Annotated in this window: 12 protein-coding genes; all 12 read right to left on the bottom strand. The window is 59.1% G+C overall.

What is annotated here, in order from left to right; translation table 11 throughout:
- Position 1: 1 nt before the first annotated feature.
- Positions 2–826: an ABC transporter permease gene (locus FHP24_RS13670; protein ID WP_139676732.1), complete on the bottom strand. Its 825-nt coding sequence runs from the start codon at positions 824–826 to the stop codon at positions 2–4.
- A 1-nt stretch (position 827) separates the two neighbouring features.
- Positions 828–1,712 carry an ABC transporter permease gene (locus FHP24_RS13665; RefSeq protein ID WP_139676731.1) on the bottom strand — a complete coding sequence of 295 codons (885 nt, stop codon included), beginning with the start codon at positions 1,710–1,712 and terminating at the stop codon, positions 828–830.
- Positions 1,709–2,860: an extracellular solute-binding protein gene (locus FHP24_RS13660; RefSeq protein WP_139676730.1), complete on the bottom strand. Its 1,152-nt coding sequence runs from the start codon at positions 2,858–2,860 to the stop codon at positions 1,709–1,711. Before FHP24_RS13660 ends, FHP24_RS13665 begins: the two co-directional genes overlap by 4 nt.
- A gap of 346 nt (positions 2,861–3,206) precedes the next feature.
- Positions 3,207–4,265, bottom strand: coding sequence for an ABC transporter ATP-binding protein (locus tag FHP24_RS13655; protein WP_139676729.1), 1,059 nt, complete (start codon positions 4,263–4,265; stop codon positions 3,207–3,209).
- A gap of 12 nt (positions 4,266–4,277) precedes the next feature.
- Positions 4,278–5,795, bottom strand: coding sequence for a DUF5060 domain-containing protein (locus FHP24_RS13650; protein ID WP_139676728.1), 1,518 nt, complete (start codon positions 5,793–5,795; stop codon positions 4,278–4,280).
- Between the two features lie 27 nt (positions 5,796–5,822).
- Entirely contained in the window at positions 5,823–6,698 is an 876-nt protein-coding gene (locus FHP24_RS13645) for a carbohydrate ABC transporter permease (protein WP_139676727.1), read from the bottom strand.
- Positions 6,695–7,594 (bottom strand): carbohydrate ABC transporter permease, encoded by a 900-nt coding sequence (locus FHP24_RS13640; protein ID WP_139676726.1) that lies wholly within the window; start codon positions 7,592–7,594, stop codon positions 6,695–6,697. Before FHP24_RS13640 ends, FHP24_RS13645 begins: the two co-directional genes overlap by 4 nt.
- A 92-nt stretch (positions 7,595–7,686) precedes the next feature.
- Entirely contained in the window at positions 7,687–8,925 is a 1,239-nt protein-coding gene (locus FHP24_RS13635; protein ID WP_139676725.1) for an ABC transporter substrate-binding protein, read from the bottom strand.
- 199 nt (positions 8,926–9,124) lie between these two features.
- Positions 9,125–10,603, bottom strand: coding sequence for an FGGY-family carbohydrate kinase (locus tag FHP24_RS13630; RefSeq protein WP_139676724.1), 1,479 nt, complete (start codon positions 10,601–10,603; stop codon positions 9,125–9,127).
- Positions 10,600–11,562 (bottom strand): transketolase family protein, encoded by a 963-nt coding sequence (locus FHP24_RS13625; protein WP_139676723.1) that lies wholly within the window; start codon positions 11,560–11,562, stop codon positions 10,600–10,602. Before FHP24_RS13625 ends, FHP24_RS13630 begins: the two co-directional genes overlap by 4 nt.
- A complete protein-coding gene (locus tag FHP24_RS13620; protein ID WP_139676722.1) occupies positions 11,562–12,383 on the bottom strand; it encodes a transketolase in 822 nt (273 codons plus the stop codon). The genes FHP24_RS13625 and FHP24_RS13620 overlap by 1 nt, the downstream gene beginning before the upstream one ends.
- Before the next feature lie 47 nt (positions 12,384–12,430).
- Positions 12,431–13,411, bottom strand: coding sequence for a sugar phosphate isomerase/epimerase family protein (locus FHP24_RS13615; protein WP_139676721.1), 981 nt, complete (start codon positions 13,409–13,411; stop codon positions 12,431–12,433).
- Positions 13,412–13,441 lie beyond the last annotated feature (30 nt).

Here is a 13,441-nt window from a genome sequence, read left to right as displayed (position 1 = left end):
CCTAGCCGCCGAAACCGCGGGCGAAGGCCCCGCCACCGATGACACGGCGGGCGAACATGAGGGCAATGAACGAAGGCACCCAGAGTACGACCGAAAGAACGGCGCCAAACTGGATGACCATCTGGTTGTTGATGTAGCTGATCATCAGCACCGGCATGGTGCGGATGCCCGGCGCGCCGATGAGCCATGCGCCTTCGGTTTCATAAAAGGTGCCGACGAAGCTCAAAAGGACGGCCGCGGCAATGGTCGGACCCGCCTGCGGCAAGGTGATCGACCAGAACACCCGCAAGGGACTGGCACCGACATCGCGGGCCGCCTCTTCCATACGGCGATCGACGGCCTGAAAAGCGGCGACAGGAATCCAGATCATGAACATCAGCGTGCCCACCAGCTGGATCAGCACGACGCCCCAGAAGGTGCCGATGAGATCGAGCTGCAGGAAGATGGCCGCAATCGCGACCAGAAGCCCGAATTTCGGGAAAGCATGGCCGGCAAGGAACGAGAAAAACAGGATGTTGCGGCCCGGAAAGCTCATCCGCGCAAAGGCATAGGCAGCCGGGAGGCAGATCGCCGCCGAAAGCAGGGTCACGACCGTCGTGAGCTGCAGGCTCAGCATCAAGGCATTCCAGACATCGGGGCGCCCGAGGGTCTGGCCCCAGAAACGGAAGCCGAACTGCTGGGGAATAACATTCGGATAACGCCAGACCTCGGTGAAGGCCCATGTCCCTACCACGAGCAGCGGCCCGACGATGGCAATCGTGAGAAGAGCCGCGAAAACAATGCCGAGCCAATCGGTGCGCGGGCGTACGAGAGCGAGGGTTGTCATGTCACTTCCCCTGGTTGCGCGCGACGGAGCGCACGTAAAAGAGGCCGAACACGATGCAGAAACCGAAGGCGACAACGGCCTGGGTCATGGCACCGACGGGGTTCTGCACTTCACGCAGGGTGCGCTGCATGAACGGCCCAAGCATTTCCGGCGACGCAGGACCCAGCAGATAGGGAAGCGTGAAGGACGAGAAAATCCCGAGCACGGAGAAGGAAAGCGCCACCAGAACGGAGTTGGAAATACGCGGCAGGATGATATGCCAGAACACCTGGAGCGCATTGGCACCCACGTCACGTGCAGCCTCGATGGACTGGTTGGCGACGCTGCCGAGGCCTGCGAGCAGGATCAGAACGGTCAATGGAATATTGTCCCAAACGAGGCCGATGACTGGCCCCCAGGGCGTCAGATAAGGCGTCCTTATCTTGGGCAGATCGACCGCGTTGAGCAGGATGTCCACCATACCGTTCGGTCCAAGCACGCGGATGAAGGCGAAGGCGAGGATGATGGAAGGCACGAACATAGGGAAAATGGCCAGCGCCTGCACATAGGCTGACAGGCGGCCGTGCGAAAAGCGCAGATAGAGTGCGATCGGCAGGCAGATCACCAGCAGAAGAATGGCGCAGACGAATGTGGTCCAGAGCGTTACGGCAAGGTTGTCGAGGCTGTAGCGATCCGAAAAGAAGAACACGTAGCTCGAGAGATCGAAACTCAGCTGGCCATTGGCGTCGGTGCGCCAGATGGTGCGGCCGATCGCGTTCATGGCCGGCCAGATCACCAGCCATATCATCAGCAGAACGGGAATGGCGACTAGCAGGAGGCCTATCGGCCTCCTGCGCGCTGCGCCATCGATGAGCGGTCGAACCGCTCCTTCGGTCACTTCACTCACGACTTGCGATCGACGTTGGGAGCAACGTTGCGATACCAGCCATCATTGATGGCCGCTTCCCACTTGCCACCCGGGAAGGTCGGGATGGACTGCGGAATGATATCCGCGAAGCGCTTGCGCAGATCGGCGGAGACGTGATCCCAGGAAACGCCCGGGAAACCGCCGAGTTCGGTAAGGATGGCGCTCTGCATTTCTTCGGAAAGCATGAAATCCGCCAGCTTAAGCGAGGCTTCGCGATTGGCGCCGTTCTCGATGACGACGGAGCGCGTGAACCCGCCGCACAGCGCCAGATCCTGCAACTGAACCAGACCGGTTTCAGCAGGCAGAACGCCCTGCTCGATAGCCTGCAACACCTGATCCGACCAGACCGGAATCATCGTGACGACGCCCTGGCTCAACAGTTGGAGCGACTGGGTATTGCCGGAAGAATAGGCGCCCTTGTCATAAAGCGACGGAGCGATGTCAGCCAACAGCTTCCAGGCCTTGCCGAGAGCTTCGTCACCGAATGCCTGGGTATAGTTGTCGACCTTGAACGCCTTAGGGTCGAGGCCGTTGGCCTGATGGATGGCGCGGCGGACGAAATTGCCACCAGAACCGCCCTTGTCGGGACGGTTGTAGACGAACTGGCCGGGATTGGCCTTGATCCAGGTGACAAGCTGTTCCCAGGTCTTCGGCGCATCGGCTGGCTTCAGCTTGGTCGTATCGTAGGCGAGCAGCACCTGGCTACCGCGATAAGGCAGGCTGTATTCGCTCTCGATCGCAAGCGGGTTGACCTTGGAATAGTTGGCAAGGCCGGCTTGCTTGATGTTGGTGTAGACACCCGCCTTGATGGCGCCGGCCGGCAGCAGGGCATCGGCGGATTCGAAATAGTCGGCCTGCGGGTCGGCTTTGGTCTGCTTGGCGGCGATAGCGCGCTCGCCGATTGCGATGACACCGGCACCGTCGCCTGCATCAACGAGGTTGAGCTTGATGCCCGGATTGGCGGCTTCGAAGGCGGGCTTAACGGTGTTCGTCCAGAAATCCAGAATATTCGTGTCCGAGCTGGTGTACCAGTCGATCGTGCCCTGAGCGGCAAAGCTCATACGCGGTGCAAAAGCGAGACCGGCGGCAGCACCCGCGGTGGACATCATAAAAGTGCGGCGTTTCATATTCGTCTCCGATTCAGTCGGCGCGAGTAAAATTGGAAGCCGCCGATTCAACCGAAATATGATTAAAGGCGGCGCTGACTGGTGGCTGCACAGCCGTGCAAGAGCGAACCAATCGGCGCCGTTTCTACTGTCCTCCCATAACGCTTTCATGACAGAATTTGGCGCGAATGCGCGAGAACCGAATTCTGCGGTAGAGCCACCGGTGTCATGCGGTCGCAACCAACGACAGCTGGATGCACGGGCGGAGGCGGCACTGCCGCAGAATCCGATCTTCGCGCAGACGCAATCCTGCGAGCCAGAGCAGGCTCAAAAAATCAGGTGAAGATCGCGCTTTTACCCCGTTGGATTAATCGAGCCGCACTTCGCTAACCGGATCGAAGAAGTGGACCTTCGCCGATGTGATGGATAGCCGGATTTCCTGACCGGGCGCAAACTCCACCCGATCATTGACGACACAGGTGATTTCGGTGCCGTCGATTTCCGCCAGGACATGCGTGTCCGCACCCGTTGGCTCGACGACCTTGATCGATGCCCTTGCGCCGTCCTGGGTCCCCACGGCAAAACCCTGCGGGCGGATGCCGACCACGATGTCACCGCCACCACCCGTTTTCGGCAGGGAAGGAAGTAACAAGCGTTCGCCATCCGGCAGGAGAAGCGACTGGCCTTCGATCTTTCCACGTAGAAAGTTCATCGACGGTGACCCGAGGAAGCCTGCAACGAACATGTTTTCGGGGTGATCGTAAAGTTCGAGTGGCGTACCGATCTGCTCGACGCAACCGCCGCGCAAAACCACAATTCGATCGGCCATGGTCATGGCCTCGACCTGGTCATGGGTAACGTAAACGATCGTGGATCCCAGCCGCTGATGCAGCGCCTTGATCTCCGCCCGCATCTGAACGCGCAGCTTGGCGTCGAGGTTTGAGAGCGGCTCATCGAACAGGAAGACGTCGGGATCCCGAACGATGGCGCGCCCCATTGCGACGCGCTGACGCTGGCCGCCGGACAATTGAGACGGCTTGCGCTGAAGCAGAGGGTTGAGGCCGAGAATTTCGGATGCCGCTGCCACCTTCTTGTCGATCTCGGCCTTCTTCAGGCCGGAGATTTCCAGCGAGAAGCCCATGTTCTGGGCCACCGTCATCTGCGGATAGAGCGCATAGTTCTGAAACACCATGGCGATGTTGCGCTCTTTCGGCGAGAGCGTGTTGACGACACGCCCTCCGATATCGATCCGCCCCGCGGATATGTCCTCAAGTCCGGCGATCATCCTGAGCAGGGTAGACTTGCCGCAACCGGACGGCCCGACAAGGATCAGGAATTCTCCATCCCTGATATCGATTGAAACACCTTTGACTACCTCGACCGCACCGAAACTCTTGCGCAGATCGGAGACATGAACCGTCGCCATGATGATACCTTTCTAGTGCGTCTTGCGGGGGCGTATGCGCACGGCAAGGTTAGGCTTGCCCGGCAATCTCAGCCCGAATGCTGCAGCGAACTGGTTGGTGATGTGCGACCCGCCGGTAATGCGCTGCGGATGAACCTTCGGCAAAGGCCCCTTTTCGATCGGCGTGATCGTCATGTTCCAGACATCGATGAGGTCGATTTCCCAATCGCCATCTTTTTCGGGCAGGCCGAGCCCCCATTCCACCGGCTGATGCTCGCCGAAATAGATGTAACGGACTTCACCGTCCTGCACTGCGGATACGCGTTTGTAGGTCGTGCCCCGCTCCAGCATGGGGGTCAGACCGTTGACCGCATCCTCTTCGAAGATCTTGCGAAGAAACGCGATCCGCGCTGGCGCTTCGCCGTGAAGCACGCCGCCCTTTGCCCACCAGAGCTCGTCATTGGCATCCAGGAATGTTTCGCCATGGCCGATATAGCCGCCGCGGCACAAGGTCAGCCAGTAGCGATGGATCAGTTCCGGCCCATCGATATTGCCCCATTCCTTGGGAATATTGCCCTCATATTCAGGCTCGTCGTTGATGACCGGCTTGCCGTAGGCCGCGCGCCAATCCAGCGTCTTCTTGACGTCCCAGTTCTGAATGCAGACATGATCCACCCAGGGCTTTCGATGGTCGTAATTCTTGTCGACGTCGCCATTGTGGATCGACTTCGGGTGACGAAGCGGATCGCCTTCCTCGATAACGTGGAAGAAGCGATCCCAGCGCTCCATCGGCTTGGTGTCCAGAAGGAAGTCGTATTCGTTGGCAAGCGACCACCAGACATTCCGGTAAGCGGCGATACGGGCAACGATGTAACGGAGATAGCGGAAATCCTGCTCCTCCGTCATCGTGCAATAACCCCAGCGGTCATAGGGATGGAAGAGGATGATATCGGCCTCGATACCCATTTCCATCAGGCGGCCGATCTGCGTTTCGAAATGCCGGAAGCATTCGAAATTCGGCTTGTCCATGTCGTGGCTGCCGTCGGCACGCTTTTCATAGACGTCGTAAAGCGGTTCGTTGGTGTTGTAGATGTAGTCCTTCGGGAATACGCCCATGCGGATCTTGTTGAACGGCGCATCTGCAAGCGTCTTTAAAGTTTGCTCCTGAAGCTCGACCGTCTGATGGGTCCAGGCGTAGCAGGTCGTGCCGAAGGGCAGATAGGGCTTGCCGTCGGCATGAGCGAAATGGAACTGGTTGCGAACGCGCACCGGGCCGTGGACGCCCGACCGGGCCGGACCAACCGTCAACCGGCCTTCCAGGCCTGCAAGTGCCTTGGCGCCGGACGTGGTTACAAACCGCCAGTCACCCTCCGTATCCGGGCAGAAACGTACCTTGTAGACACCGTCGCCGTCATAAAAGCCGGGAACAGGCACCTGGCGGTTATCCAGCGAAAACGTCGCTCCGAACGTCACGTCGAGATAAGGGTTGCCATCGGCCGGGCCATTGGCGGAAAACTCGAAGACATCCCAGCGGCTTGTTTTTTCTGTCATTTTCAACTCCCAGATATGATAGGATTTTCAGCCCTTTACGGCGCCCGATGTCAGTCCGCTAACGAAGTATCGTTGGAAGATCATGTAGACGAGGACTGCAGGAAAAACGGTCATTGCGATCGCAGCATTCAGTTGGCCGTAATCGGTCGAGAACTGCCCCTGGAAGGACATCAGGCCGAGCGGCAAGGTCCACATGTGGCGGTCCTGCAGAAGCACCAGCGCCATGGCGAACTCGTTCCAGGTGGAAACGAAATCGAGGATCAGCAAGGCGGCAAGAACCGGCAGAGAGATCGGCAGGAATATCCGGCGGAAAACGGTGACATGCGATGCGCCGTCGATCAGCGCCGCCTCCGACAATTCCTTCGGCACTGCCTTGAAGAAGCCGTGCAGGATGAAGACCTGATAAGGCACGCCGAATGCAAGATAGGGCAGGATCACGCCGGGATAGGTGTCGATCAGGCCAAAGCCGTTTACCAGCGTGAAGATCGGAGCCAGCATGACCTGGAACGGGATCATTGCGCCGAAAAGGAAGAACAGCAGAAGCAGTTTCCCGAACCGCAACCTGATCCTCGCCAGCGCATAAGCTGCCATGGCGGAGAACATCAGGCCGAGCGGCACCTTGATAACGGTGATGATGGCGCTGTTCCTGAACGTCGTCTCGAAATTGCCGCGTGACCAGGCACCGGAGAAATTGTTCCAGGCGATCGCCTCCGGCGGCGTGAAGGCGCTGGTGGCCATGATCTCGGCATTGGACTTGAGTGCCGTGAACGCGATCAGAACGACGGGCGCGATCCAGACCAGTGCAAAGGTGACGAGGACGATCCAGAGGATGATGAGGAAAGGATCCCTACGGGGTTTGATCTGCAGGGTTTCCTCCTGAATGCGGGGGGCCACAGTCGTCATTCGGCTGCTCCTTCATCACGTTGCGACCAGCGCAGATAGGGGACGACGATGGTGAGCGTGACCAGAAGCAGGATGACCGAGATCGCGGATCCCCTGCCGAAGTCGAAGATCTGCATCGACTGCATAAAGGCCCAAAGCGCCAGCATCTGCGTCGATTGCGCCGGGCCACCGCCGGTCATGCCGTAAACGATGTCGAAGGCCTTGAGTGAGGAGATCGTCGAAAGCACGAGGACGATCGCCAGCGTCACCCGCAACGCCGGCAGCGTCACATGCCGGAACACCTGCCACCGGTTGGCGCCGTCGATGCGCGCTGCTTCCACTAGAGACCGATCTACGCTTTGAAGGCCTGCCAGGAAAAGCACCATGGAAAAGCCGACATATTGCCAGGTATAGGCAACGAACATCGAATATAGAGCAATCTCGCGGTCGCCCAGCCAGTCGCTGATCAGGGACTGCAGGCCAAGACTGGTCAGTACCTGATTGAACAGACCGAAAAACGGATCGTACATCCAGCGCCACATGGTCGCGACGGCGATCGGCGCGATGATGACCGGCAGATAATAGATCGCACGCATCGGCACCCGGCCGAAAAGTCGCTCATTGAGGCCAAGCGCCAGAAGCAGGCCGATGCTGGGCGGAAAGATGACAGCGAGAATTGTCCATGTGATGGTGTTCCGCAATGCCAGCCAGAACACCGGGTCATTGGTCAGGATGTAGCGATAGTTTTCGAGCCCGACCCATTCCCTGTTCGGGGCAAGCCCGTTCCACTCCTGAAAGCTCAGGAACACGACCTCGATCATCGGCCAGATCGCGAAGGTCGCGTAAACCGCCAGTGCCGGACCGATAAGCATCAGCGCTTGCGTCCGTGAGGACTGCATGAATTTCGAATTGAACATTTGGAAACCCGCTTGTCCGAGTCCTGACCTGCAAGGCAGGTCGACAGTCTCCGCGGCACGGACGCCGCGGAGAGATCAGGCTTCTGCCCGATTTACTTCTTGCGATTGCCGATGAACGTCTGCATCGCAGCCGCCGCGGCCTGCGGCTCGATCCTGGCAGCCGCGACATCGTTGATGACGCGGAAATACTCGGTCGTCACATCGAGCGGGAACGCCTGGTCGCCGTTAACGAAAGTACCGGTCGCCTTGGCGAAGATCTCGGTCCATTCCTTGTGCATGGCGAGCGCATCGTCTTTCAGCTTCACTTCCTTGTTGACGGAAAGTGCGCCGAAGACACCGGCAATCTGGGTCTGAAACTCGGTCGAGGTGAAGGAGTTGATGAACTCAGCCGCCAGCTCGGACTTTTTGGTTTTCGACGAGATATAGAAATATTCCGCGAAGCCATAGAGCCGGCCGGTACCGTTCGGGAACGGGAAGACGTCGTAATCGTCAACGTTACCGCCTTCCTTGATCTGCGATACCAGCCAGTCGCCTTCGAGCATCATCGCGGCCCGCTTGGCCAGGAACAGCGTGAAGGACTGCTTCTGATCGACGCCCATGAACGGCGACAGGATATAATTCTGCCCCCACATCTTCATTTCGGCGAAGGCCTTGGTGACGCACTCGGTCTTGCTCCAGTCCACCTGCATCGACTTCAGCTGGTCATGCACCTCGGCGCCGCAGGTCGTCTCGAGGATCTCGTCCATCAGGCGCATCAGGTGCCAGTTGACCGAACCGCCGAAAGTGAAGGCGGGTATGCCTGCCGCTTTCAGCTTCTTGGCTGCTTCGACGAGCTCGTCATAGGTTTTGGGCTCTTGGGTGATGCCGGCCTTTTCGAACATAGCCTTGTTGTAATAGACACCTTCGCCGGAGAAGCGGAAGGGCATGCCGTGCTGGCCGGGACCATAGCTCTTGGAAAATGCGAGTGACGGCCCCGTCAGGCGGTCGTTCCAGCCGTATTTGGCGTAATCGGCAGTGATATCCTTGCTGAGACCAGCCTTGACATATTCGCCACCAAGGCCGAGGCCCGCCCAGCTCATGTAGACGTCCGGCCCCCTGTCCGATCCGGCCGCGACACGCAAGGCGGTCTTGTGTTCATCGACGCCACGCATGACGATTTCGACGTTTACACCGGGATGGGATTTTTCAAAATTTTCGGCGGCGGTGTGGAGTGCTTTGACCTGCGATTCCGCAGAATAACTGATCGTCCACACAGTCAGATCTTCTGCCTGTGCCGTCGTTGCGGCAACCACCACTACGGATGTCGCCAAAAGCCTTGCGAAACTATTCATAAGATCTCCTCCCAAAGATCGCTTGAAGCCCGTAAAAGACTATCAAAGCATTTTCGCTTTATGTCAATTATTTTCGAATGCTTTTATTTTGGTAATTTCGGCATTTCGGTTGCTTACATTTCGGTTCACACGCGAAAGTAGTTCGACTTGAATTGGCTTTGCTTAACGAGCAGCGGAGATTGCCAAAGCCTCTCGCTCCTCAGTTGGCAATAAGCCGTGCCAGCAGCGACTGCCAGCCGCGCGTGGCCTCAGTCCGCCAAGCGGCAGCATCGGTACGTGGTTGAAATTCGCTCCGGGTTTCATCCAGGCTCGGCGTATCGCCATGAAGACTGAGAAGCGCCATCATCGCCACGCCGATCGCCCCGACTTCCGCCTGACCGCTTCGTGTCACCGGCCGATCGAGAACATCCGCCTGCAACTGCATCAGAAAATCGTTCGAAGAAGCCCCGCCATCCGCCAGCAGGCCGTCCAGCCGTGCGCCGAGATCCTTTTCCATGGCGACAAACACATCCGACACCTGCAGAACGATGGCATCGAGCGTCGCGCGGGCAATATGGGCACGGGTTGTCGCCAACGTCATGCCGGAAATGGTGCCCGAGACATTGTCGTTCCAATGGGGAGCGCCCAATCCCGCAAGCGCCGGCACGAACGTAACCCCGGCAGCATCCGGAACAGTCTGAGCCAGTGCCGACAGAGCTTGCGCATCCGGCAGGCCCAGCATTTCAGCGGCAAAGGATGCCGCCTGAGCGGATACGGTGATATTGCCTTCCAGAGCGTAGGCGACGCCGCGACCATCGCTCCAGGCGATCGTGCTGGACAGGCCGTTTTTCGACAGGACACGCCCGGGCGTCAACGTCATCAGCGACGAACCCGTACCGTAGGTGGCCTTGACCAGACCCGGTGCCCGCACGCGATGACCATAGAGTGCGGCGTGGCTATCGCCCATCATCGCAAGGATCGGGACGCCTGCCTTGAGTGCCGTCGCGCCTTCGGCAACCTCACCGAACCGGCTATCCGAAAAGCGAACTTCTGGCAGCGCAGCGCCCGGAACGCCAAATAGTTCACAAAGACTTTCGTCCCATTTCAACGTGGCCGTATTGAATAGTTGCGTGCGCGACGCATTCGAATGATCGGTCGCGAATTCTCTTCCATTGCTCAACTTGTAAAGCAGCCAGCTATCGACCGTGCCGGCACGAAGGCGACCTTGCACCGCCAGCGGCTTCGCTTCCGGCACGTTTTCCATGACCCATGCGAGTTTGGAGGCCGGGAACAGGGCATTGATGGAAAGCCCCGTCGCCTCGACCACCATCGGGTCGCGACCTTCGGCGATCAGGGCTTCGCAGGCCTTTGCCGTGCGCCGGCACTGCCACAGGATCGCCGGAGTGATCGGCTTGGCCGTTTCAGCGTCCCAGACCACCAGCGTCTCGCGCTGGTTTGCGATGGCAAGCCCGGCGACAGCAACGCTATTGCGCTGCACGATGTCGGCGATCACCGCCTGCACGCTCGCCCAGATATCCTCCGCAGATTGCTCCGCCCAGCCAGGCCGGGGATAGCTGGACTTCAGCGGTGCCGAAGCCTTGGCGACGACTACGCCCGCGGAATTGACCAGGATGGCCTTGGTATTGGTCGTACCCTGGTCGATAGCAATGACATGTTCTCCCCTCCCGCCATCACTCATCCGCGTTTGCGCCCGATCGCCTTGCGTGCGGATCTGGCGATCCCTTCCGCCGTCAGGCCGAAATGATCGAACAGCCATTCAACGGAGCCGGTCGGCACAAACCCCGGGAACCCCATGCGCTCGATCGGCACCGGAAGATGGGCAGAGGTATGCTCGGCAACCGCGCCACCGAGGCCACCGTGAATATTGGCTTCCTCGACTGTAACGATCGCGCCCGTCTCGCTGGCGGCTTCGGAAATCGCGGCCTCGTCGAGCGGAGTGATCGTCGCCATGTTCAGGATACGGGCGGAAATGCCTTCGGCTTCCAGTTCTTCAGCGGCCTTGACCGCCAGATGAACCATCGTACCGCAGGCAATGATCGTGACGTCATTACCTTTGCGAACGAGTTCGGCCTTGCCGGGCTGGAACCTGCGGTTCTCGACAGCAAGATCGGGCACCGGCATGCGGCTCAGCCGGATATAGACCGGTCCCTCATGGACAGCGGCCCATTTCACCGCTTCGGCCGTCTCCCAGCTATCCGCCGGAACCACCACCATGATATTGTTCAGCGGCCGCAGCCAGGCAAAATCCTCGATAGAATGGTGCGTCGGTCCAAGCTCGCCGTAAGCCACGCCGGACGATTGGCCGACAAGCTTCACATTGAAACCGGCATAGGCAATATCGGCCTTGACCTGTTCAAGTGCGCGTCCGGTGAGGAAGCAGGAAGCCGCCGATACAAACGGGATGCGCCCGCCATTGGCGAGGCCGGCGCCGACACCGACCATGTTCTGTTCGGCGATGCCGACATTGACCAGCCGATCGGGGAATTTCTTCTGGAAGCCCCCAAGCTTCGAGGAACCGACGGAGTCATTGACGACGGCGACGATGCGCGGATCGTTTTCGGCAAGTTCCTCGATCGTACGAGCCCAGGCATCGCGACAATCGTAAAAACCTTCCTGTTTTGCAGCGGGAGCAGCCATCAGACCAGTTCCTCCATGGCAATCTTGAATTGTTCGGCATTCGGCACGCCATGGTGCCAGGACGCCTTGTTTTCCATGAAGGAGACGCCCTTGCCCTTGATGGTGTTGGCGATGATGCACAGCGGCTTGGACCGTCCGCCCGGCTGTTCGGACAAGGCACTGACGAGAGCATCGACATCATGCCCGTCGATCACTTCGACATCCCAGCCGAAAGCGCGGAACTTGTCGTCGAGCGGATCGAGGCCGTTGGTCTCTTCCGTACCCATGCCCTGCTGCAGCCGGTTGCGGTCGACAATGAGCGTGAACTTGCCGAGCTTACGGTTGCCGGCACTCATCGCCGCTTCCCAGTTCGATCCTTCCTGCAGCTCTCCGTCGCCGGTCAGCACGAAGGTGCGATAGTCGCTATTGGTCATATGCCCGGCGATCGCGATCCCGAGGGCGACCGGCAGACCGTGACCGAGCGGCCCGGTATTGGTTTCCACACCCGGAAGATAGTTGCGGTTGGGATGGCCGTTCAGCTTCGACTGCGGCTGCATGTAGGTCGACAGCCAGTCTTCAGGATAATAACCGGCGGCGCAAAGAGCGGTATAAAGCGCGCCCGTTGCATGGCCTTTCGACATGATGAAGCGATCCCGATCCGGCATGTCCGGCTTCTTCGGGTCATAACGCATCACGCCGAAATAGAGCGTCGCAATGATGTCGATCGCCGAAAAATCTCCGCCGGGATGACCGAGCTGCGCGTCGAAAACCATCTTGAATGCCCTGCGGCGCATCCACAATGCTTTCTCGCGGATCGTATCGGCGATGTCATTCTTCAACATGGGTATTGGCCTTTCATTGCCAGATTGGCTGCTGCCGTGACCGGCGCCTACATGGCGCCGAACAGGGCCTTCTGCGCGATCTTCAGCGCCCCGATCGCGTCGTGGCGGCTCTGGGCTTCCTTCAAGGCATCGACATCGAGAGCATCCAGCCCCTTCGATGCGGCCTTGAGGAAATCGATCGCGTGATTGGCGGTCGCGACGCTGTCTTCGCGGAACGGGAACTGGTCGAGCTGCCAGACGCCTTCCCACTTGTTCTTGCGCAGAACATAGAAGAACTCGAAGAGTTCGATCGGGTGCAGGCTGCCGGCAACCAGATCGTCATCCCAGGAACGGTAGTTGTCGTTGACGTCCATGCCGAACAGCCGACCGTAATCGATTGCAAGCTGGGCGCTGTCGGCAGCCGATTCACCGCCCATGATGGCATGGCCGAAATCGAGCAGGATGCCGACATTCGGCAGGCCTATCTTCTCGATGCCGAGAAGCGTGCGGGCAACCGAACCGAAACTCATCCGTACGCGCGGTTCGCGCGGCTTGTATTCGATGACGAATTTCAGATCCGGGTTTTCGCTGGCCAGCTGCCCGACGCCATCGAGCGAATGCTGCCAAAGCGTGCCGTAATCGACCTGGAACGGATAATCCCAGCCATCCTGGCCCGGCCACAGTTTGACGTAATCGGCACCGAAATAGCGGACCTGATCACAAGCTTCGGTTACCAGTTCATGGGTGCGGCGACGAACGCCCGCGTCCGGATTGGTGAAGGAGCCTTTGACGAATTCGCGTGTGTAGATCTCCGGCGTGATACCGATGACGCCGAGCTTGTTGCGATCCAGAGCTTGCTTTACCTGCGCATTGGAAAAGTCACCGCCGAAGAACGGATAATTGATATCCACCACGGACAGATCCGCGACCTGGCCGGCAAGATCGATGGCGTCGATGACGCTGCGTGGAGAGCCGTACCCGTCCGTCGCATATCGGTCGAGATAGGTTGCGAAGTGCCAGATTCCGGCGCCGTAACGTTGTTCGGTCATAAGGTTTCCTCCGATTATTCCGTTGTCGTC

Source organism: Aliirhizobium smilacinae, assembly GCF_006335145.1.
In the GTDB taxonomy this organism is placed as follows: Bacteria; Pseudomonadota; Alphaproteobacteria; order Rhizobiales; family Rhizobiaceae; genus Neorhizobium; species Neorhizobium smilacinae.
This window is presented reverse-complemented; position numbering and strand designations above follow the sequence as displayed.